The organism is Mycobacterium sp. SMC-2 (genome assembly GCF_025263485.1).
Taxonomy (GTDB): Bacteria; Actinomycetota; Actinomycetes; order Mycobacteriales; family Mycobacteriaceae; genus Mycobacterium.
Map to the genome: position 1 here is coordinate 2,583,240 of NZ_CP079863.1, position 21,894 is coordinate 2,605,133.

The 21,894-nt window shown below is 69.4% G+C and carries 21 protein-coding genes; 16 read left to right on the forward strand and 5 right to left on the reverse strand.

What is annotated here, in order from left to right; genetic code table 11:
• The first annotated feature begins 61 nt into the window (after positions 1–61).
• The 4 genes from KXD96_RS12270 to KXD96_RS12285 all read left to right on the forward strand — a co-directional run bounded on the left by KXD96_RS12270 (position 62) and on the right by KXD96_RS12285 (position 4,838).
• Complete coding sequence (locus tag KXD96_RS12270) at positions 62–436, forward strand: YlxR family protein (protein ID WP_260744806.1); 375 nt, start codon at positions 62–64, stop codon at positions 434–436.
• 64 nt (positions 437–500) lie between these two features.
• Positions 501–3,233: a translation initiation factor IF-2 gene (infB, locus tag KXD96_RS12275; protein WP_260744807.1), complete on the forward strand. Its 2,733-nt coding sequence runs from the start codon at positions 501–503 to the stop codon at positions 3,231–3,233.
• 146 nt (positions 3,234–3,379) lie between these two features.
• A complete protein-coding gene (gene rbfA / locus KXD96_RS12280) occupies positions 3,380–3,853 on the forward strand; it encodes a 30S ribosome-binding factor RbfA (protein ID WP_260744808.1) in 474 nt (157 codons plus the stop codon).
• Complete coding sequence (locus KXD96_RS12285; protein ID WP_260744809.1) at positions 3,828–4,838, forward strand: bifunctional oligoribonuclease/PAP phosphatase NrnA; 1,011 nt, start codon at positions 3,828–3,830, stop codon at positions 4,836–4,838. The genes rbfA and KXD96_RS12285 overlap by 26 nt, the downstream gene beginning before the upstream one ends.
• Before the next feature lie 11 nt (positions 4,839–4,849).
• On the opposite strand, the gene KXD96_RS12290 is transcribed toward KXD96_RS12285, so the two are convergent.
• Entirely contained in the window at positions 4,850–5,425 is a 576-nt protein-coding gene (locus KXD96_RS12290) for a hypothetical protein (protein ID WP_260744810.1), read from the reverse strand.
• A 50-nt stretch (positions 5,426–5,475) separates the two neighbouring features.
• The gene (locus tag KXD96_RS12295; protein WP_260744811.1) at positions 5,476–6,225 is read right to left on the reverse strand and encodes an enoyl-CoA hydratase; all 750 of its coding nucleotides are present in this window, start codon (positions 6,223–6,225) and stop codon (positions 5,476–5,478) included.
• Between the two features lie 44 nt (positions 6,226–6,269).
• Between KXD96_RS12295 and KXD96_RS12300 the strand changes: the two genes are divergently transcribed.
• Entirely contained in the window at positions 6,270–6,539 is a 270-nt protein-coding gene (locus tag KXD96_RS12300; RefSeq protein ID WP_260744812.1) for a DUF2277 family protein, read from the forward strand.
• A complete protein-coding gene (locus KXD96_RS12305) occupies positions 6,536–7,108 on the forward strand; it encodes a DUF1802 family protein (RefSeq protein ID WP_260744813.1) in 573 nt (190 codons plus the stop codon). The genes KXD96_RS12300 and KXD96_RS12305 overlap by 4 nt, the downstream gene beginning before the upstream one ends.
• Here KXD96_RS12305 and KXD96_RS12310 read toward each other — a convergent pair.
• Both KXD96_RS12310 and KXD96_RS12315 read right to left on the reverse strand, forming a co-directional pair.
• The gene (locus tag KXD96_RS12310) at positions 7,067–8,782 is read right to left on the reverse strand and encodes a CocE/NonD family hydrolase (RefSeq protein WP_260744814.1); all 1,716 of its coding nucleotides are present in this window, start codon (positions 8,780–8,782) and stop codon (positions 7,067–7,069) included. The genes KXD96_RS12305 and KXD96_RS12310 overlap by 42 nt on opposite strands.
• Before the next feature lie 26 nt (positions 8,783–8,808).
• Entirely contained in the window at positions 8,809–9,393 is a 585-nt protein-coding gene (locus KXD96_RS12315; RefSeq protein WP_260744815.1) for a DUF3558 domain-containing protein, read from the reverse strand.
• A gap of 148 nt (positions 9,394–9,541) precedes the next feature.
• Here KXD96_RS12315 and KXD96_RS12320 point away from each other — a divergent pair, with 148 nt between their 5' ends.
• The 5 genes from KXD96_RS12320 to KXD96_RS12340 are packed head-to-tail and all read left to right on the forward strand — an operon-like array spanning position 9,542 to position 14,590.
• Entirely contained in the window at positions 9,542–10,519 is a 978-nt protein-coding gene (locus tag KXD96_RS12320; RefSeq protein ID WP_260744816.1) for a metallophosphoesterase, read from the forward strand.
• On the forward strand, positions 10,516–11,196 hold the full coding sequence (locus KXD96_RS12325; protein ID WP_260744817.1) for a 4'-phosphopantetheinyl transferase: 681 nt from the start codon (positions 10,516–10,518) through the stop codon (positions 11,194–11,196). The genes KXD96_RS12320 and KXD96_RS12325 overlap by 4 nt, the downstream gene beginning before the upstream one ends.
• A complete protein-coding gene (gene truB, locus KXD96_RS12330; RefSeq protein WP_260744818.1) occupies positions 11,193–12,086 on the forward strand; it encodes a tRNA pseudouridine(55) synthase TruB in 894 nt (297 codons plus the stop codon). The genes KXD96_RS12325 and truB overlap by 4 nt, the downstream gene beginning before the upstream one ends.
• Positions 12,087–12,136: 50 nt before the next feature.
• Complete coding sequence (locus KXD96_RS12335) at positions 12,137–13,327, forward strand: lipid-transfer protein (RefSeq protein WP_260744819.1); 1,191 nt, start codon at positions 12,137–12,139, stop codon at positions 13,325–13,327.
• A gap of 3 nt (positions 13,328–13,330) precedes the next feature.
• On the forward strand, positions 13,331–14,590 hold the full coding sequence (locus KXD96_RS12340; RefSeq protein WP_260744820.1) for an acyl-CoA dehydrogenase family protein: 1,260 nt from the start codon (positions 13,331–13,333) through the stop codon (positions 14,588–14,590).
• 89 nt (positions 14,591–14,679) lie between these two features.
• Here KXD96_RS12340 and mntR read toward each other — a convergent pair whose 3' ends face one another.
• Positions 14,680–15,384, reverse strand: a complete 705-nt coding sequence (gene mntR, locus KXD96_RS12345) for a manganese-binding transcriptional regulator MntR (protein ID WP_260744821.1) — start codon at positions 15,382–15,384, stop codon at positions 14,680–14,682.
• Positions 15,385–15,485: 101 nt separating this feature from the next.
• On the opposite strand from mntR, the gene KXD96_RS12350 reads away from it, so the two are divergent.
• From KXD96_RS12350 to KXD96_RS12370, 5 genes are all read left to right on the forward strand, one after another.
• Complete coding sequence (locus KXD96_RS12350) at positions 15,486–16,463, forward strand: bifunctional riboflavin kinase/FAD synthetase (protein ID WP_260744822.1); 978 nt, start codon at positions 15,486–15,488, stop codon at positions 16,461–16,463.
• Between the two features lie 130 nt (positions 16,464–16,593).
• A complete protein-coding gene (gene rpsO / locus KXD96_RS12355; protein WP_003878661.1) occupies positions 16,594–16,863 on the forward strand; it encodes a 30S ribosomal protein S15 in 270 nt (89 codons plus the stop codon).
• 333 nt (positions 16,864–17,196) lie between these two features.
• On the forward strand, positions 17,197–19,473 hold the full coding sequence (locus KXD96_RS12360; protein WP_260744823.1) for a polyribonucleotide nucleotidyltransferase: 2,277 nt from the start codon (positions 17,197–17,199) through the stop codon (positions 19,471–19,473).
• A 97-nt stretch (positions 19,474–19,570) separates the two neighbouring features.
• Positions 19,571–20,833: a pitrilysin family protein gene (locus tag KXD96_RS12365; protein WP_260745344.1), complete on the forward strand. Its 1,263-nt coding sequence runs from the start codon at positions 19,571–19,573 to the stop codon at positions 20,831–20,833.
• Positions 20,834–20,837: 4 nt separating this feature from the next.
• Positions 20,838–21,863: a nitronate monooxygenase gene (locus KXD96_RS12370; protein WP_260744824.1), complete on the forward strand. Its 1,026-nt coding sequence runs from the start codon at positions 20,838–20,840 to the stop codon at positions 21,861–21,863.
• Positions 21,864–21,894: the final 31 nt, after the last annotated feature.

A 21,894-nucleotide genomic window follows, 5' to 3' on the forward strand; every position in this document is an offset into this window, starting at 1 on the left:
GGAGAACGGCCCGCACCGTCGGGCGGTTCTGACGATCGGGTAAGTGACGCTAGACTGAGCCGTGATCCAGCGTGAGCCTTCGGTCTCGGCGCACAGGCGTGTGGACGGACCCGTCCGGACGTGCGTCGGGTGCCGGAAGCGAGAGTTGGCCGTCGAACTGCTTCGCGTGGTGGCTGTGTCGGACGGGAACGGCAAGCATGCCGTGATCGTTGACACCAGGAGTAGCCTGCCGGGGCGGGGTGCGTGGCTGCATCCCGTACCGCAGTGCGTGCAACAGGCGATTCGGCGGCGTGCTTTCACCAGAGCGCTGCGCATCACCGGTTCCCCGGACTTGTCCGCGGTGGTCGAGCACCTAGAGTCTCTAGGGGTACCCGATCCTCTCGGCATCAACAGAACAGGCAGCAAAGAACATGAGCACACCGTGAAGTCCCGATGACCATGCGTCATAGCTAAACCCGAGGCGCGGCCCCACGACTGTCGCCTCATAGACAGGAGATGTAGTGGCAGGTAAGGCCCGCGTACACGAGTTGGCTAAGGAACTCGGTGTTACCAGCAAAGAAGTTCTCGCCCGGCTGAATGAACAGGGCGAATTCGTAAAATCCGCATCGTCGACGGTGGAGGCGCCGGTCGCCCGTCGACTGCGCGAATCCTTCGGAGGCGGCAAGGCGGCTCCCGAAAAGACCGCGACCAAGGCCGCCAAGGCCCCCGCCAAGGCGCCGGACAAATCGCTCGACCAGGCCCTCGACAAGGCCATCGGCAACGGCGAAGCGACCGGTGCCGGCGGAACGACGACCGCCGCCGCGCAAGCGTCGCCGGCCGCACCCGCGGAAGCGCCAGTGCGCCCCGCCCCGGCGCCCGGGCAGCCGAAACCCCCCGCTCCCGGGCAGCCGGCCGGCCAGCCTGGACCGCAACCCGGCATGACGCCGGGCCCGCGCCCCGGTCCGGCGCCGAAGCCTGGAGTCCGCACCCCCCGCGTCGGCAACAACCCGTTCTCTTCCGCGCAGCCCGTCGACCGGCCGATCCCGCGCCCGGTGCCCCGCCCCGGGGCGCCCCGGCCCGGCGGGCCACGTCCCGGCGCTTCGCCCGGCAACATGCCGCCCCGTCCCGGCGGTGCCGTCGGTGCGGGCCGCCCGGCCCGGCCCGGCGCCCCGCGACCGGGTGGCGGTCGGCCCGGCGGGCCCGGTGGTCGTGACGGTGGCGGCGGCAACTACCGCGGCGGCGTCGGCGCGCCGCCCGGTGCCGGCGGCGCTCCGGGAGGCTTTCGGGGCCGTCCCGGCGGCGGTGGCGGCGGCGGCCGTCCCGGTCAGCGCGGCGGTGCCGCCGGAGCGTTCGGTCGTCCCGGCGGTGCGCCGCGGCGTGGCCGCAAGTCCAAGCGGGCGAAACGCGCCGAGTACGAGAACATGCAGGCGCCGGTCGTCGGTGGCGTGCGGTTGCCGCACGGCAACGGCGAGACCATCCGGCTGGCCCGCGGCGCGTCGCTGAGCGACTTCGCCGACAAGATCAACGCCAACCCGGCGGCGCTGGTGCAGGCGCTTTTCAACCTCGGCGAGATGGTGACGGCCACCCAATCGGTCGGCGACGAGACGCTCGAGCTGCTGGGCAGCGAGATGAACTACAACGTCCAGGTCGTCAGCCCCGAGGACGAGGACCGCGAGCTGCTGGAGTCCTTCGACCTCACCTACGGCGAGGACGAGGGCACCGAGGAAGACCTGCAGACCCGGCCGCCGGTGGTGACCGTGATGGGTCACGTCGACCACGGTAAGACCCGGCTGTTGGACACGATCCGGAACGCCAGCGTGCGCGAGGCCGAGGCGGGTGGCATCACCCAGCACATCGGCGCGTACCAGGTTTCCGTCGACCTCGACGGCAACGAGCGGCTGATCACCTTCATCGACACCCCGGGTCACGAGGCGTTCACCGCCATGCGTGCCCGCGGCGCGAAGGCCACCGACATCGCGATCCTGGTGGTCGCCGCCGACGACGGCGTGATGCCGCAGACTGTGGAGGCCATCAACCACGCGCAGGCGGCCGACGTCCCGATCGTCGTGGCGGTCAACAAGATCGACAAGGAGGGCGCCGACCCGGCCAAGATCCGCGGGCAGCTCACCGAATACGGTTTGGTGCCAGAGGAATTCGGCGGGGACACGATGTTCGTCGACATCTCGGCGAAGGAAGGCACCAACATCGAGGCGCTGGAAGAAGCGGTGCTGCTGACCGCTGACGCCGCCCTGGACCTGCGGGCCAACCCCGACATGGAGGCCCAGGGTGTGGCGATCGAGGCGCACCTGGACCGCGGTCGCGGTCCGGTCGCCACGGTGCTGGTGCAGCGCGGCACGCTGCGTGTCGGCGATTCCGTGGTGGCCGGCGACGCCTACGGTCGCGTCCGCCGCATGGTCGATGAGCACGGCGACGACGTCGAGGAGGCCCTGCCGTCGCGGCCGGTGCAGGTCATCGGCTTCACGTCGGTCCCTGGCGCCGGCGACAACTTCCTGGTCGTCGACGAGGACCGCATCGCCCGCCAGATCGCCGACCGGCGCAGCGCGCGCAAGCGCAACGCGCTGGCGGCGCGGTCGCGCAAGCGCATCAGCCTGGAGGACCTGGACTCGGCGCTGAAGGAAACCAGCCAGCTGAACCTGATCCTCAAGGGCGACAACGCCGGTACCGTCGAGGCGCTCGAGGAGGCCCTGATGGGCATCCAGGTCGACGACGAGGTGATGTTGCGCGTGATCGACCGCGGCGTCGGTGGCATCACCGAAACCAACGTCAACCTGGCGTCGGCGTCGGACGCGATCATCATCGGCTTCAACGTTCGCGCCGAAGGGAAGGCGACCGAGCTGGCCAACCGCGAGGGCGTCGAGATCCGCTACTACTCGGTGATCTACCAGGCGATCGACGACATCGAGAAGGCCCTGCGCGGCATGCTCAAGCCGATCTACGAGGAGAACCAGCTGGGTCGGGCGGAGATCCGCGCGATCTTCCGGTCCTCCAAGGTCGGCATCATCGCCGGCTGCATGATCAGCTCGGGCGTGGTGCGCCGCAACGCGAAGGCCCGCCTGTTGCGGGACAACATCGTGGTCGCCGACAACCTGACGATCACCTCGCTGCGCCGGGAGAAGGACGACGTGACCGAGGTCCGCGAGGGCTTCGAGTGCGGTATGACGCTGGGCTACTCCGACATCAAGGAAGGCGACATCATCGAGTCCTACGAGCTCGTCCAGAAGGAGCGAGCCTGACCACCGCCGACGATGCAGAAGCCGACGATGCAGAAGCCGACGATGCAGAAGCCGACGATGCAGAAAGCGAATGTGTGATGAGGTGGGGGTACTCCCCAGCTTCGCGTGGACCCCACCCGCTCGCGGGGGAGAGGCGGTGAATCGATATGCCTGACCCGGCCCGGGCGCGCCGACTGGCCAAACGCATCAACACGATCGTCGCTTCGGCGATCGAATTCGAGATCAAGGATCCGGGGCTGGACGGGGTGACGATCGTCGACACGAAGGTCACCGCCGACCTGCACGATGCGACGGTGTTCTACACCGTGCTGGGCCGCACCCTGGACGACGAGCCGGACTACGCCGCCGCGTCTGCCGCACTGGAACGGGCCAGGGGTGCGCTGCGCACCATGGTGGGGGCGGGCACCGGCGTGCGCTTCACACCCACCCTGACCTTCACCCGCGACACCACGTTGGACACCGTGCAGCGGATGGACGAGTTGCTGGCGCGCGCCCGCGCCGCCGACGCCGACCTCGCGCGCGTTCGCTCGGGGGCCAAGCCGGCCGGGGATGCCGATCCATACCGTGCCAGCGGGTCAAGCGACGAGGACACCGGTGACGACGACCGACGCGAAGACTGAGCTTTCCCGCGCCGCGGGAGCGGGGACACGTGTCGACGTCCACGGCGCGGTCGAATTGCTCTCCGCCGCAGCCACTATCGCGGTGGTCGCCCATGTCCACCCCGACGCCGACACCATCGGCGCGGGCCTGGCGCTGGCTTTGGTGCTGGACAGGTGCGGCAAGAGCGTCGAGGTCGGTTTCGCCGAGCCGGCGGAGCTGCCGGAGTCGCTGGCGTCGTTGCCCGGCTGTGGGCTGCTGGTCAGCGCGGATGCGATGCGGCGCGACGTCGATCTGGTTGTCACCGTCGATGTTCCGAGCATCAAGCGGCTGGGCGTGCTCAGCGAGCTTGCCGGTCCCGGCCGCGAGTTGCTGGTGATCGACCACCACGCCTCCAACGAGGAGTTCGGCACCGCCAACTTCGTTGACGTGTCGGCGGATTCGACGACGATGATGATCGCCGACATCCTCGACGCGTGGGACAAGCCGATCGACCCCGACGTCGCGCACTGCATCTACGCCGGGCTGACGACCGACACCGGGTCCTTCCGCTGGGCCAGTGCCCGTGCCCTTCGGCTGGCGGCCCGGCTGGTCGATACCGGGGTCGACAATGGCGCGCTCAGCCGGACGCTGATGGACAGTCATCCCTTCACCTGGTTGCCGCTGCTGTCCCGCGTGTTGGGCTCGGCGCAGTTGCTGCCCGACGCGGCTGGCGGTCGCGGGCTGGTGTATGCCGTTGTCGGACACCGGGATTGGGTCACTTCGCGCCCAGAGGAAGTCGAAAGCATCGTCGACATCGTGCGCACCACGCAGCAGGCCGAAGTGGCCGCGGTGTTCAAGGAAGTCGACCCGCAGCAGTGGTCGGTGTCGATGCGGGCCAAGGCCGACGTGGATTTGGCGGCGGTCGCGTCCGGGTTCGGCGGGGGCGGCCACCGGCTGGCCGCCGGCTATTCGACGAGCGGCTCGATCGACGACGCGGTGGCGTCGCTGCGCGCGGCCCTCGGCTAGAACGCCCCCGGCTAGAACGCCCAGCTGCCCGAGCGTTGCAGCACGAACCCGTGATCCCCGCTGGTGGTGTCCAGGCAGGCGACGAGGTTGTCGGCGCCGACGGCGCACGTGACGTTCAGGTACGTCAACTTCTGACCCGCGCCCAGCAACTTGCCGCCCGGCGGCAGGGCGGCGGGGTTGCCGTCGCATCCGCCGTACGACATCCGGCTCAACTTGTAGCCGGGTCCCTTGAACTCGGCGGAGCCCACCAGGCAATCGCCCGGGCGGGGGCGTCCGCCCAGAACGGGAACGTCGTCGATCCCGGGCATGTCGCCCTTGCACCTGATGTCCTGTGACGGCGGCGGTGCGGGCGCCGGACCGCCATAGAAGTCGCACGCCAGGCTGTACGGGGTGGAGAAGCTGATCCGCGGCGAGGTGCCCGGACCGGCGCTGCTCACGTAACCGTCGGCCGGGACGGGCACGAAGCCATCCACGCTGGGAAATCCCGGCGGCGGTAGCGCGGCCGCATACGGGGCGGGCCCGATCGCCGCCGCGAGCACCACGGCGCCCGCGAGCACCCTCACGGCGACGTCGACAACCACACGCATCAGCTGATCGTAGGTGTTGACCGCGACTGGCGGGAGCCGACCGCCGCCAATCAACGCAGCTGGGCCCGCCCGCGCTGCAGCACCGCCTCGCGGTTGGCGGCGATGTCGTCGCCGCTGGTCCGGAACTGGCGGGCCGCCATGGCCTCGAGCCACAGCCCCGCGCTGGTCTGCGAGTCATCGATCCGGTGGTAGGAGGCCAGCAGCGCGCGCACCGCGTCCTGATTGTTTCCGACGATCGACGCCGCCACTGCGCGGGCGGCGCTCAACAGCTGGTCGTGGGGCACCACCTCGGTCACCAGCCCGGCGCGCAGCGCGTCCGTGGCCGACAGGTAGTCCCCGGTCATGCTCATCCGCCGGGCCAGGCCGACGCCCACCTTTTGCGGCAAGCGCACGCTCAGCCCCCAGGTGGGCAGCAGTCCGACGCGGGCATGGGTGTCGGCGAACCGGGCGTTCTCCGAGGCGATCAGGATGTCGCAGTACAGGGCCAGCTCCAGCCCGCCGGTCACCGCGGCGCCGTTGATCGCGCCGATCACCGGCTTGCTCAGCGGTGGCCACCGCGGGGAGATGTCGGGAAGCGCCGACTGGCCGCCCAGCTCTTTGAGATCCAGCCCCGCGCAGAAGACCGGGTCGGTGCCGGTGACGATCACGACGTCGACGTCGTCGTCGATTTCCGCGTCGGCCAGGGCGCCGAAGAACCGATCGCGCAGCGCCGAAGACAGCGCGTTGCGGGACTGCGGCCGGTTCAGCGTCAGGGTCCGCACCCGCTCGTCGGTTTCGATCAGCAGGATGTCGTCGGTCATGGGATCACCGTAAAGGGTCGCGGGCCGCGCCTATCGTTGTGGGCATGTGCAGGAACATCACCGAGCTGCGCGGGTTGCAGCCGGCGGCCACGGCCGAGGAGATCGCGGCGGCGGCGCGCCAGTATGTGCGCAAGGTCAGCGGCATCACGCGCCCGAACGCGGTCAACGCCGAGGCGTTCGAGGCGGCGGTCGCCGAGGTCACGGAGGCGACGGCGCGGTTGTTGGCGGCACTGCCGCCGCGGCGCCAGCCGCCCAAGACCGTCCCGCCGTTGCGCCGGCCCGAGGTCCTCGCCCGGCTGGCCGGGGCGCAATGACGCTCACCGCGACCACCCCGACCACGACGCCCGCGCTCAAGGAGTGGAGCGCCGCGGTGCACGCCCTGCTGGACGGCCGCCAGCGGGTGCTGCTGCGCAAGGGCGGCATCTCCGAGAAGCGGTTCGCGTTGGCGGCCAACGAATTCCTGCTGTTTCCGACGGTCGCGCACAGCCACGCCGAGCGTGTCCGGCCCGAGCACCGCGATCTGCTGGACGTGGCCGCCACCGACAGCACCGACGACCGCCTGGTGATCCGGGCGGCCGCGAAAGTCGTTGCGGCGGTGGCTGTTGAGCGGCCCGAGGGGCTGCCGGCGATCGAGGACCTGCACATCTGGACCGCCGAGTCGGTGCGCGCCGACCGGCTCGACTTTCGCCCCAGGCACAAGCTGGCCGTGCTGGTGTTGTCGGTGCACCCGTTGGCCGAGCCGGTGGAAATCACCCGGACGCCCGAGTACGGCGGCTGCAAAAGCTGGGTGGAGCTGCCGGTGCGGGCGCCAGCGGCGCCGCCGGTTCATGACGAAGCCGCGCTAGCCGAGGTCGCGGCCCGCGTCCGCCGCGCCGTTGGCTGACAGGTCGAGCGGGCCGACGGGCAGCAGCAGCCGGGAGCGTCCGTAGCGCACGCTGTGGGTGGCCGGCTTGGAGTGTCGAGCCGTCAAGATCGGCTCGTCGGTGCCCAGGTTGCGCGCGTAGCGGGGAAACCAGCTGCCGGCGATCAGCACTCGGATGCGTGAGCCGGCGCGGAAGCGGTGTGCGATGCCGTCGAGTTCGACCCGAACGGTTTTCCTCGAGTTCTTGGCGGCGACGGGCAGCCGCCGGTAGCCGTCGCTGACGTTTTTCGACCTGCCCTTGGCGTCGACCTCGCTCACCCGGACGAACAGGTCGGCGTGGGGATTGTCCGCGCGGTGCGCCAACTCGACGACCGGGCTCCCGTAGACGCACAGGTCGTGGGTGAGGGTGAGGCTGGTGAAGGCCAGCACGTCGTCGCGCGACGCGAGCCGGCCGTCGTCACGGTAGCCGCCGTTCGGGGACAGCAGCGGGCCGCCGGTGGTGGGGGTCGGGTCGGCGGGGTCGTGGCGGAAAGTCGCCGGCGCCAGCCCCGCCAGGTCCGCCGGCACGGTCTCACCCAGATGGCCGCCGGGACGCAGATAGAACGCGCGCTCGGTGGTGGCGGGCGGCCAATCGGCCACGTTGCGCCAACCCTGGCCGGTGACGTAAGCGCGGACCCGGCTCGGCCGGCGCAGCGCGGGCTCGCCACCGAGGTGGGCGCCCAACCAATCCAGCGACTCCCGCGCCCAGGTGCCCAGCCCCGTGGTGATCAGCTGCGTGTGGGTCCACGGGCCCATGGTGAGCGCGACGTCTACGCCCCGGCCGCGCAGATGCGCGTACTGCTGCAGCGTCTGCCTGACGAAGATGTCCTGCCAACCGCCGACCAGCAGCACGGGCACGTCCACGCGGTCCAGCGCGTCGACGCAGCGCAGGGCGTCCCAGAATGGATCGTCCGGGTCGGCGTGCTCGATCCACGACTCGAACCACGGGGCGCCCGCACCGAGCAGCGCCCGCGCCGTGTCGCCGACGGGCAGGCCGAGGGCCGCCTGTGCCACCTTGTTCCGGGTCCGCAGTTGCCGCAGCGCGGAGCGGGCGCGCACCGGGTCCTCCTGGTGGGCAACCATGTCGCTCCAGCCCAGGAAGTCGTTGATCGCGAACGAGCCGGTGCCCCACACCGAGGCGTTGAAATCGTGCGGTCCCACGGCGATCACGGCCGCGGCGAGCTCCGGCGGGGGATCCTGCAGCAGCGCCCACTGGGTGAACCCGAGGTACGACAGTCCGATGGTGGCGAAGCGGCCGGTGAACCAGGGCTGCTCGCGCAGCCAGGCCACCGTGTCGGCGCCGTCGGCGGCCTCGTTGGCCATCGGCTCGAAATCCCCGCCGGACCCGAACGTTCCGCGGACGCTCTGCAGCACGACGTGGTAGCCGCGCGCCGCGTACAGCGCGCCGAAAAGCAGGGAGAACGGGAAGGCCCGCCCGTAAGGCCCCCGGACCAGCAGGGTGCCGGCGGCCGACGCGGTGCTCGGTGTGTAGTGGTCGGCCACCAGGTCGACGCCGTCGCGCATGGGCACCCGGACGCGTTCCACGGTGTAGTCGGTGACCGCCGGCGGCAGGCCCAGCAGCCGCCCGACGGCCTTGCCGCCGACGTGCCGCAGGGTGTGCAGCGTGGGCTGGGCGGGACGCGAGGTGGTACTCACGGTGCCCAGGTTAAGGCCGGGCGGCTTCAAAACTTGTAGTAAGGCGCCAGGTCGTTGGCGCGCTGCAGATTGGTGGACATGCAGTCCACCTCGGGATTGGAGTAGACGGTCGAGTAGTAGAGCGCCTGCTGCAGCACGCCGTAGCCGGTCTTGAACGCCACCATGCAGGAGTAATACCAGTAGCTGTTGTGATACGTCGGCTTGAGCACCCAGTACCGCGCGGCGCGGTGGCCGGCGATGGTGGTCTCGACGGCGTCCGGCGGCAGCGTCTCCTCGTAGGTGCGCCAGATGATCGGCTCGACGGCCACCTGGTAATTGCCCGCGTCGAAGTGGCAGCGCAGCCCGTCTTCGTGCTCGGGCGGTGTGAACGCCAGCCCGAGTCGCTGCACCACGTCGAACGGGATGTCCTCGCACGCGTCGAAGGGGCGCGGGTCGGTGGTCGCCACGATCGGGCTCTTCATGGTGGTTTCCATCGGCGCCGCGGTCGAGCGCAGTTCGAGGCGCCCGCCCCCCGCCGGCCCGGGCGCTGCGCCCTGCCACCCCGCGGTGCCTGCTACGGCCGCTGCGACCAGGGCGCCGACCGCCCCGATCAGTCGCACCTTGGCGAACACGACACCCCCTGACGGCTCGGCGCTCCTTGCCCGGAGTGTACAAGTCGCCCTGAGCAGGGTCACAGTGAAACAAGAACACGTTCTACTGCCGCGAGCAAGCGCCCGGCCCCGACCGGCCCGTGGCCGCGGGTCATTAGGCTGGTCAATCGTGGCTGGTCAAAACGCGGGGTCCGAATCGCCCAATGGGGGGCAACCGACGCTGTGGGCCGTCTCCGACCTGCATACCGGTCACCTCGGCAACAAGCCGGTCACCGAATCGCTGCACCCGTCGTCCCCGGACGACTGGCTGATCGTCGCCGGCGACGTCGCCGAACGCACCGACGACATCCGTTGGGCCCTCGACCTGCTGCGCCGGCGATTCGCCAAGGTGATCTGGGTGCCCGGCAATCACGAGCTGTGGACCACCACGCGTGACCCGGTGCAGATCTTCGGCAAGGCCCGCTACGACTACCTGGTCAACATGTGCGACGAGATGGGCGTCGTCACACCCGAGCATCCTTTCCCGGTGTGGACCGAGCGCGGCGGCCCGGCGACGATCGTGCCGATGTTCCTGCTCTACGACTACAGCTTCTTGCCGGAGGGCGCGACGAGCAAAGGCGAGGGGGTGACCATCGCGCGGGAGCGCAACGTGGTCGCCACCGACGAATTCCTGCTCTCGTCGGAGCCGTATCCCACCCGGGAGGCCTGGTGCCGGGAGCGGCTCGCCGCCACGCGGGCCCGTCTCGAGCAACTCGACTGGATGACGCCGACCGTCCTGGTGAACCATTTCCCGCTGGTCCGCGAGCCCTGCGACGCGCTGTTCTACCCGGAGTTCGCGCTGTGGTGCGGAACCACCAAGACCGCCGACTGGCACACCCGCTACAACGCCGTCTGTTCGGTCTACGGTCACCTGCACATTCCGCGCACCACCTGGTACGACGACGTGCGCTTCGAGGAAGTGTCGGTGGGTTACCCGCGGGAGTGGCGGCGCCGCAAGCCACACAGCTGGCTGCGCCAGGTGCTGCCCGATCCGCAATATGCGCCCGGATACCTCAACGATTTCGGCGGTCACTTCGAGATCACCCCCGAGATGCGGCAGCAGGCCGAGCAGTTCCGGGAACGGTTGCGGCAGCGGCAATCACGATGACCGAGCAGATGCTGGTCTCCTCGGTACTGCCCGACATGGGCGAGCTGGCCTACTCCGAGCTGTATTCCGACCCACCCGGCCTGGCCCCGCTGCCCGACGAGGAGCCCCTGATCGCCAGGTCGGTCCCCAAGCGGCGCAACGAGTTCATCACCGTCCGGCACTGCGCGCGCGTCGCGATGGGCGAGCTCGGCCTGCCGCCGGTGCCGATCCTCAAGGGCGAGAAGGGCGAACCGTGCTGGCCCGACGGCGTGGTGGGCAGCCTCACCCATTGCACCGGCTATCGCGGTGCGGTCGTGGGCCGCACCGAAGCGGTGCGCTCGGTCGGTATCGACGCCGAACCGCACGACGTGTTGCCGGACGGCGTGCTGAACGCGATCAGCCTGCAGGAGGAGCGACACGAGCTCGCCTCCTTGCCCGAAGGTCTGCATTGGGACCGAATCCTGTTCTGCGCCAAGGAGGCAACGTATAAGGCCTGGTTTCCGTTGACAAAGCGGTGGCTGGGTTTCGAGGACGCCCACGTCGTGTTCGACCTCGACCCGCCCGACGGGGCGACCAGCGGCGATTTCGTGTCCAAGATCCTCATCGACGGGCAGGCCCTCGACGGCCCGCCGCTGACCGCGCTGAGGGGCCGGTGGTCGGTCGAACGGGGACTGGTGCTGACCGCCATCGTGCTATGAGCTCAAGCCCCAGCGGCCCGGGATTGGTCCTCGTCGACAAGCCGGCCGGGATGACCAGTCACGACGTGGTGGGGCGTTGCCGTCGGATCTTCGGCACCCGCAGGGTGGGGCACGCGGGCACGCTGGACCCGATGGCCACCGGCGTGCTGGTGATCGGCGTCGACCGGGCCACCAAGATCCTCGGCCTGCTGACGGCGGCCTCCAAGTCGTACGCCGCCACCATCCGGCTCGGCCAGACCACGTCCACCGAGGACGCCGAAGGCGAAGTGCTGCACAGCGTCTCGGCCGCGCACCTGACGCGTGAGGCGATCGCCGCGGCGGTCGCCGGCCTGCGCGGCGACATCGAGCAGGTGCCGTCGGCGGTCAGCGCGATCAAGGTGGACGGCCGGCGCGCCTACCGGCTGGTCCGCGAGGGGCAGACCGTCGAACTCGAGGCCCGGCCGGTGCGCATCGACCGGTTCGAGGTGTGCGACGTTCGATCCGCTGGCCAGTTCGTCGACGTCGACGTGGAGGTCGACTGCTCGTCGGGAACCTACGTTCGCGCGCTGGCCCGCGACGTCGGCGCCGCGCTCGGCGTGGGCGGGCACCTGACGGCGCTGCGGCGCACCCGCGTCGGCCGCTTCACCCTGGAGCAGGCGCGCTCGCTCGACGAGCTGGCCGAGCGGCCCACCCTGTCGTTGACGCTGGACGAGGCGTGCCTGCTGGTGTTTCCGCGCCGCGACCTGACCGGCCAGGAGGCCGAGGCGACGGCCAACGGGCGGGCGCTTTCGGCGGCCGGCATCGACGGCGTGTACGCCGCCTGCGACGCCGGCGGCCGGGTGATCGCGCTGCTGCGCGACGAGGGCTCGCGCACCAAGTCGGTGGTTGTGATCCGGCCGGCGACGCTCTAGGAATACGCTGGGGCGCGGATCGTCCAAGCCTGTCGAAGAAGGTGCGCGCTATGTCCAGCAAGGTTTACGTCGTCGGCGTCGGTATGACGAAATTCGAGAAGCCCGGCCGCCGAGAGGGCTGGGACTATCCCGACATGGCAAGGGAGTCGGGCACCAACGCGCTGGCCGACGCGGGTGTCGACTACCGCGAGGTGCAGCAGGGCTACGTCGGCTACGTCGCCGGCGATTCGACGTCCGGGCAGCGGGCGCTCTACGAGCTGGGCATGACCGGGATCCCGATCGTCAACGTCAACAACAACTGCTCGACCGGCTCGACCGCGCTGTTCCTGGCGGCCCAGGCCATCCGCGGCGGGATCGTGGACTGCGCGATCGCGCTGGGCTTCGAGAAGATGCAACCCGGCTCGCTGGGCGGCGGCGCCTCCGACCGCGAATCCCCGATGGGCAGGCACGTCAAGGCGATGGCCGCGATCGACGAGTTCGCGATGCCGGTCGCGCCGTGGATGTTCGGCGCCGCCGGCCGTGAACACATGCGGCAATACGGCAGCACCGCCGAGCATTTCGCCAAGATCGGCTACAAGAACCACAAGCACTCGGTCAACAACCCGTTCGCGCAGTTCCAGGAGTCCTACACGCTCGACGACATCCTGGCGTCGCGGATGATCTCCGACCCGCTGACCAAGTTGCAGTGCTCGCCCACCTCCGACGGCTCCGGCGCGGCGATCCTGGCCTCGGAGAGCTTCGTCGACAGCCACGGGCTGGCCGGCCGGGCGGTGGAGATCGTCGGCCAGGCCATGACGACGGACTTCGCGTCCACCTTCGACGGAAGCGCGAAGAACCTGATCGGCTACGACATGAATGTCCAAGCCGCGCAACAGGTTTACGATCAGTGCGGGTTGGGCCCCGAGGACTTCCAGGTGATCGAGCTGCACGACTGCTTCTCGGCCAACGAGCTGCTGCTGTACGAGGCGCTGGGGTTGTGCGGCCCGGGTGAGGCGCCCAAGCTGATCGACAACGGCGACACCACCTACGGCGGGCGCTGGGTGGTCAACCCGTCGGGCGGGCTGATCTCCAAGGGGCACCCGCTGGGCGCGACCGGGCTGGCGCAGTGCGCCGAGCTGACCTGGCAGCTGCGGGGCACCGCCGACAAGCGTCAGGTCGAGGGCGTCAGCGCCGCACTGCAACACAACATCGGGCTGGGCGGCGCGGCCGTCGTCACCGCCTACCGGCGCGCCGAACGCTGACCCGTGATCGAGTGGTCCGACGCGGACCTGATGGTTCGCGACGCCGTCCGTCAGTTCATCGACAAGGAGATTCGTCCGCACCTCGACGAGTTGGAAACCGGCGCGCTGTCGCCGTATCCGATCGCGCGCAAGCTGTTCAGCCAGTTCGGTCTCGACGCGATGGCGGCCGAGTCGGTCAAATCGATGCTGGAGCGCGAGCGCGCCAGGCAGGCCGGTGCGGCGGCCGGCGAAAAGTCCGACGGGGCAGGCGGTTCCGGTGGGCTGGCCGCTCAGGCGTCGATGGTGGCCATGCTGGTCTCCGAACTGGCCGGGGTGAGCATCGGGCTGTTGAGCACCGTCTCGGTCAGCCTCGGCCTGGGAGCGGCGACCATCATGAGCCGCGGCACGCTGGCCCAGAAGGAACGCTGGCTGCCGGAGCTGATGACGCTGGAGAAGATCGCGGCGTGGGCCATCACCGAGCCGGACTCCGGCTCGGACGCGTTCGGCGGCATGAAGACTTACGTCAAACGCGACGGTGAGGACTACATCCTCAATGGGCAGAAGACGTTCATCACCAACGGGCCCTACGCCGACGTCCTGGTGGTCTACGCCAAGCTCGAAGATGGCTCAGCCCTGGACGCGCAGGACAAGCGCAACCGGCCGGTGCTGGTTTTCGTGCTCGATTCCGGCATGCCGGGGCTGACACAGGGCAAGCCCTTCAAGAAGATGGGCATGATGTCCTCGCCGACGGGTGAGTTGTTCTTCGACAACGTGCGGCTGGGCCGCGACCGGCTGCTGGGGGAGAGCGAACAGCACGCGGGAGGGGACGGCCGCGACAGCGCGCGCGACAATTTCGCCGCGGAGCGGATCGGGATCGCGATGATGGCGCTGGGCATCATCAACGAATGCCACCGGCTGTGTGTGGATTACGCCAAGACGCGCACGCTGTGGGGCCGCAACATCGGGCAGTTCCAGCTGATCCAGCTCAAGCTGGCCAAGATGGAAATCGCCCGAATGAACGTGCAGAACATGGTGTTTCACACCATCGAGCGGCAGCAGGCGGGCAAACCGCTGACGCTGGCCGAGGCGTCGGCGATCAAGCTGTACTCGTCGGAGGCGGCCACCGAGGTCGCGATGGAGGCCGTCCAGCTTTTCGGCGGCAACGGTTACATGGCCGAGTACCGGGTGGAACAGCTCGCCCGCGACGCGAAGTCGTTGATGATCTACGCCGGCAGCAACGAGGTTCAGGTGACCCACATCGCCAAGGGGTTGTTGGCCGACTGAAGCTGCCAAGCCGCGCCGAGCGTGAAGCCACGGCGAAAATTCGCGCCAAAAGTCGCCGCAGTTTCACGCTCGGCGCGAGGCAAGACGAGCTAGCCCACCACCCAGATCGCCCGGGCGGCCGGGCTGCCCAGGTCGACCGTCGACTCCGCGCCGTCGCCGGACTCGATCGCCACCGAGATCATGCCGGCGAATTCGCGACGGGTCAGGACCCGCAGCCGCGAGTCGAGGTTGATGCCGACGTCGGCGAAATAGCGCAGCATCTGCGGGTCGGCGTCGGAGATGCGGGCGACCGTCCCGCTGTCGCCGTCGTCGCACGCCCACAGCTGACGGGCCGGCGGCGTGGGCACCTGCCCGTCCGAGGCCGGGATCGGGTCGCCATGCGGGTCGCGCTGCGGGAACCCCAGCTTGGCGTCGATGCGGGCCACCAGCCGATCCGACACCGCGTGTTCGAGCACCTCGGCCTCGTCGTGCACCTCGTCCCAGCCATACCCGAGCTCGTTGACCAGGAAGGTCTCCAGCAGCCGGTGCCGGCGCACCATCGCCAGCGCCGCCCGCCGGCCCGCCTCGGTCAGCGACACGGCGCCGTATCTCTCGTGATCCACCAGGCCCTGTTCGGCGAGTTTGCGGATCGACTCTGAGGCGGTGCTGGCCGACACCCCGATCTTCTCGGCCAGCATCTTGGTGCTGACCCTTTGCGGCGCGTCCTTGGGGGACCACTCCTGGGCGTTCCAGATGGCTTTGAGGTAGTCCTGGCCGACCGGGGTGAGACCGCCACGCTCTTCGTCAGCCTTCACAACGAGAAAGTTTAGGCAACCCAAGCCTGATCGTGTGCTCCTCGCCACCCGCGCGCGTGCGGATCTCCCGGCGGACCGCTCCGAGCCGTAGGCTTGCGGTCGTGCAGCGGTGGCGCGGCCAAGACGAGATTCCCACGGACTGGGGCAGATGCGTGCTCACCATCGGGGTGTTCGATGGCGTGCACCGGGGCCACGCGGAGATAATCGCGCACGCCGTCAAGGCCGGGCGCGCCCGCAACGTGCCGACCGTGCTGATGACGTTCGATCCGCACCCGATGGAAGTGGTCTACCCGGGCAGTCACCCGGCGCAGCTGACGACGTTGACCCGCCGCGCCGAACTCGTCGAGGAGCTGGGCATCGACGTCTTCCTGGTGATGCCGTTCACCAGCGACTTCATGAAACTCACGCCGGAGCGCTACATCCACGAGCTGCTGGTGGAACACCTGCACGTGGTGGAGGTCGTGGTGGGCGAGAACTTCACGTTCGGCAAGAAGGCGGCCGGCAACGTCGACACCCTGCGGCGCGCCGGCGAGCGATTCGGCTTTGCGGTCGAATCGATGTCGCTGCTCACCGAGCACCTGAGCAACGAGACCGTGACGTACTCGTCCACCTACATCCGCTCGTGCGTCGACGCCGGCGACATGGTGGCGGCCACCGACGCGCTGGGCCGCCCGCACCGCGTCGAGGGCGTCGTCGTCCGGGGCGAGGGGCGGGGCATGGAGCTGGGATTCCCGACCGCCAACGTGGCGCCGCCGATGTACTCGGCCATCCCGGCCGACGGCGTTTACGCCGCCTGGTTCACCGTGCTCGGGCACGGGCCGGTGACCGGCACCGTCGTCCCGGGTGAGCGCTACCAAGCGGCCGTGTCCGTCGGCACCAACCCGACCTTCTCCGGCCGCACCCGCACCGTCGAGGCGTTCGTCCTGGATACCGACGCCGACCTCTACGGGCAGTATGTGGCGCTGGACTTTGTCGCACGCATCCGCGGGCAGCGCAAGTTCGACTCGGTGAATGACCTGATAGACGCGATGGGGAACGACACCCAGCGGGCGCGCGCCCTGCTGGCCGCTGACGCCTGACCCCGTCCGACGATTCGGGGTGCGGCCCGCGCGGCTGCTAAACTGCCGGGCGACATCGGCGCGCGCTGCGGTTCGCGGTGGCCGCGCCTTGATTCGAAATTTTCGCGGACCAATCGATGGAGATGTTTTCGTGGCGCTGACAGCCGAGCAGAAGAAAGAAATCCTGGGCACCTACGGCCTGCATGACACCGACACCGGCTCCCCGGAGGCGCAGGTCGCGCTGCTGACCAAGCGGATCGCCGACCTGACCGAGCACCTGAAGGTGCACAAGCACGACCACCACTCCCGGCGGGGGTTGCTCCTGCTGGTCGGGCGGCGGCGCAGGCTGCTGAAGTACGTCGCGCAGATCGACGTGGAGCGGTACCGCTCGCTGGTCGAGCGCCTGGGCCTGCGCCGCTGACCCGGGCAGGAGACCGCCAACCCTTCCCAGCCCTACTGGGGGCTAAGCCCGCCCGTGTAGAGTGGGAGCGTTCTGGGCCGGTTTGGCCCGAGCGAATGGTGCGGCCGCGCAGATCCGCGTGTGCCGTTCCAGCGTGTCACGAGGGAGCAGCCCAGTCTGTATCGGGCGGTCTTCGGTAGTGGCTGCCGGGCTCTCCGGATCTGGGGCAGGTCGGCCGCTTCGATCGATGGCCGTAGCCGCATTCAGACTCTTTCCTCTCGGAGGAAGCTCTCGGGTTACTTGCGCGTGACGACGCGAAAAAGCTGAATACCCAGAGAGGCCGTACGGACACCCATGTCTGTCGCTGAAATTGAAGAAGGCGTGTTCGAGGCAACCGCCGTAATCGACAACGGGAGCTTCGGCACCCGCACCATCCGTTTTGAGACCGGTCGGTTGGCCCGCCAGGCCGCCGGCGCCGTCGTCGCCTACCTGGACGACGAGAACATGCTGCTGTCGGCGACCACCGCCAGCAAGAGCCCCAAGGAGCATTTCGACTTCTTCCCGCTGACGGTCGACGTCGAGGAGCGGATGTATGCCGCCGGCCGCATCCCGGGTTCGTTCTTCCGTCGCGAGGGCCGGCCCTCCACCGACGCGGTCCTGACCTGCCGGCTCATCGACCGCCCGCTGCGCCCGTCGTTCGTCGCCGGGCTGCGCAACGAGATCCAGGTCGTGGTGACGGTCCTGAGCCTGGACCCCAACGACCTGTACGACGTGCTGGCGATCAACGCCGCGTCGGCCTCCACCCAGCTGGGCGGGCTGCCGTTCTCCGGTCCCATCGGGGGCGTGCGGGTGGCACTGATCGACGGCACCTGGGTCGCGTTCCCGACGGTCGAGCAGCTCGAGCGGGCCGTGTTCGACATGGTGGTCGCGGGCCGCAAGGTCGGCGACGGTGACGAAAACGACGTGGCCATCATGATGGTCGAGGCCGAGGCCACCGAGAAGGTCATCGAGCTGGTGGAAGGCGGGGCCCAGGCGCCGACGGAAACCGTTGTGGCCGAAGGCCTGGAGGCCGCCAAGCCGTTCATCGCCGTGCTGTGCACCGCGCAGCAGGAGCTGGCCGACGCGGCGGCAAAACCCACCGGCGAGTACCCGGTGTTCCCCGAGTACGGCGACGACGTCTACTACTCGGTGGCCTCGGTGGCCACCGACGAGCTGGCCAAGGTGCTGACCATCGGCGGCAAGGCCGAGCGCGAGCAGCGCACCGACGAGCTGAAGGTCGAGGTGCTGTCGCGGCTCGCCGAGACCTACGAGGGCCGGGAAAAGGAGGTCAGCGCCGCCTTCCGCTCGCTGACCAAGAAGCTGGTCCGCCAGCGCATCCTGACCGACCACTTCCGCATCGACGGCCGCGGCATCACCGACATCCGCGCCCTGTCGGCCGAGGTCGCCGTGGTGCCGCGGGCGCATGGCAGCGCGCTGTTCGAGCGCGGCGAGACCCAGATCATGGGTGTGACCACGCTGGACATGGTCAAGATGGCCCAGCAGATCGACTCGCTGGGGCCCGAGACGTCCAAGCGCTACATGCACCACTACAACTTCCCGCCGTACTCCACCGGCGAGACCGGCCGGGTCGGTTCGCCCAAGCGGCGTGAGATCGGGCACGGCGCCCTGGCCGAGCGGGCCCTGATCCCGGTGCTGCCCAGCGTCGAGGAGTTTCCGTACGCCATCCGGCAGGTGTCCGAAGCGCTGGGCTCCAACGGCTCGACGTCGATGGGATCCGTGTGTGCCTCCACGCTGGCGCTGCTCAACGCTGGCGTGCCGCTCAAGGCGCCGGTGGCCGGCATCGCGATGGGCTTGGTCTCCGACGACGTCGAGGTCGAGGGCAAGACCGAGCGTCGCTTCGTCACCCTGACCGACATCCTCGGCGCCGAGGACGCGTTCGGCGACATGGACTTCAAGTGCGCCGGCACTAAGGACTACGTCACCGCGCTGCAGCTGGACACCAAGCTGGACGGCATCCCCTCCCAGGTCCTGGCGAGTGCCCTCGCGCAGGCCAAGGATGCGCGCCTGACGATTCTCGAGGTCATGGCTGAGGCCATCGACAGGCCCGACGAGATGAGCCCGTATGCACCGCGGGTGACCACCATCAAGGTCCCGGTGGACAAGATCGGCGAGGTCATCGGGCCCAAGGGCAAGGTTATCAACGCCATCACCGAGGAAACCGGCGCGCAGATCTCCATCGAGGACGACGGCACCGTGTTCGTCGGCGCCACCGACGGGCCCTCGGCGCAGGCCGCGATCGACCGGATTAATGCCATCGCCAACCCGCAGCTACCGACCGTGGGCGAACGGTTCCTCGGAACCGTCGTCAAGACAACCGATTTCGGTGCCTTCGTGTCACTGTTGCCGGGACGTGACGGCCTGGTGCACATCTCCAAGCTCGGCAAGGGCAAGCGCATCGCGAAGGTCGAGGACGTGGTGAACGTCGGCGACAAACTGCGGGTCGAGATCGCCGACATCGACAAGCGCGGCAAGATCTCTCTCGTCTTGGTCGAAGAAGACAGCGCCGCTTCGGCCGACGCCGGGGCTCCTCAGGAGGCCGCACCAGCCGATGCCGCGACCGCCAGCAGCTGACGACCCCCGGCCGCGTCCGGCTCGTGCGGGCGCCCTGCGCCGGGGTAAGCAGATCGCCGAGGCGAAACCGGCAGACCAGACGTCGCTGCGCCGCAGCATGCTTCCGGGCGGCCTGCGGGTCGTCACCGAGCACCTGCCGGCGGTGCGGTCGGCGTCCGTCGGGGTCTGGGTCGGGGTCGGATCGCGGGATGAGGGTGCCACCGTGGCGGGAGCGGCGCACTTCCTCGAGCATCTGCTGTTCAAGTCGACGCCCACCCGCAGCGCGGTGGACATCGCGCAGGCAATGGACGCGGTCGGCGGGGAGCTGAACGCCTTCACCGCCAAGGAGCACACCTGCTACTACGCGCACGTGCTGGACAGCGACCTCGAGCTGGCGGTCGACCTGGTGGCCGACGTGGTGCTCAACGGTCGTTGCGCCGCCGAAGACGTCGAGCTGGAACGCGACGTGGTGCTCGAAGAGATCGCGATGCGCGACGACGACCCCGAGGACGCGCTGGGGGACATGTTCCTGGGCGCGATGTTTGGTGACCATCCGGTGGGCCGGCCGGTGATCGGCACCGCGCACTCGGTGTCGTCGATGACCCGGACTCAACTGCACTCCTTTCACGTGCGGCGCTACACGCCGGAACGCATGGTGGTCGCGGTGGCCGGCAACGTCGACCACGACGAGGTGGTCGCGCTGGTGCGTGAGCACTTCGGGCCGCATCTGGTCCGCGGGCGCCGGCCCATCGCCCCGCGCAAGGGCGCCGGACGGGTGAGCGGCCGGCCGGGTCTGACGGTGGGCAATCGGGACGCCGAGCAGACCCACGTCGCGCTGGGTGTGCGCACCCCCGGGCGTAGCTGGCGGCATCGCTGGGCGCTTGCGGTGCTGAACAGCGCACTCGGTGGAGGCCTGAGTTCCCGGCTGTTCCAAGAGGTTCGCGAGTTGCGCGGGCTGGCCTACTCGGTCTACTCGACGGTGGACATCTTTGCTGACAGCGGTGCGCTGTCCATCTATGCCGCCTGCCAGCCCGAGCGGTTCGCCGAGGTGATGCAGGTGACCAACGAGGTCCTCGAATCGGTGGCGCGCGACGGCATCACCGAGGCGGAGTGCCGCATTGCCAAGGGGTCGTTGCGTGGCGGGCTCGTCCTGGGCCTGGAGGATTCCAGCTCGCGGATGAGTCGTCTGGGCCGCAACGAGCTGAACTACGGCGAGTACCGCAGCATCGAGCACACCCTGCGGCAGATCGACCAGGTAACCGTCGCGGAGGTCAACGCGGTCGCCCACCGGCTGCTGGGCCAGCCCTACGGCGGCGCGGTCCTGGGTCCGTATGCCTCCAAACGGTCACTGCCCCAACAACTTCGGGCGATGGTAAATTAGCTCCGTGGTACTGGGCTTTTGGGACATCATGGTGCCCATCGTGGGTGCGCCGATGGCCGGCGGACCGGGCACGCCCGAACTGGCCGCCGCGGTGTCCAACGCGGGTGGGCTCGGCTTCGTCCCCGGCGGCCACCAAACCGCGGAGCGATTCGCCGAGAACATCGTCGCCGCCCGCGCCGCGACCACCGGACCGCTGGGCGTCAACCTGTTCGTTCCGCAACCCAGCGTTGCCGACTGGATGGCGCTGGACTACTACGCCGAAGAACTCGAAGAGATCGCCGACTACTACCAGGTGGAGGTCGGCCACCCGCACCACGGCGACGATGACGATTGGGAGGCCAAGCTCGAGGTGGTGGCCGACCTGCGGCCCGAGCTGGTGTCGTTCACCTTCGGGGTCCCACCGCCCGATGTCATCCGGCGGCTGGGGGCGCTCGGCTTGCTGGTGATGGTCACCGTGACCTCGGCGTACGAGGCGGGCGTGGCCGTCGCCGCCGGCGCGGACAGCCTGATCGTCCAGGGCCCGGATGCGGGCGGGCACCGGGGCACCTTTGCGCCCGACATGGAGCCCGGCAGTGAATCGCTGCACCAGCTGATCACCCGGATCCGCAGCGCCCATGACGTGCCGCTCGTCGCGGCCGGCGGCTTGGGCAACGCCCGGGACATCGCCGCCGTGTTGCACCGCGGCGCCGTGGCCGCTCAGGTCGGTACGGCGCTGCTGCTCAGCGACGAGGCGGGCACCAGCACCGCGCATCGCACCGCCCTGAAGAATCCGATCTTCGGCACCACCGTCGTCACGCGCGCCTTCTCGGGCCGCTACGCTCGCGGCTTGGAGAACAACTTCACCCGCCTGCTCGACAACGTGGCGCCACTGGGCTACCCCGAGGTCAACCAGATGACGTCCCCGATCCGGGAGGCGGCCGCCGCCATGGAGGACCCGAACGGGATTCCGCTGTGGGCGGGAACGTCGTTCAAGGAGGCCCGACCCGGTCCGGTGGCCGACATCATCGCCAGCCTGGTCGAGGCCGACTAGGTTCAGTACAACTAGGCCAGTACAACTAGGC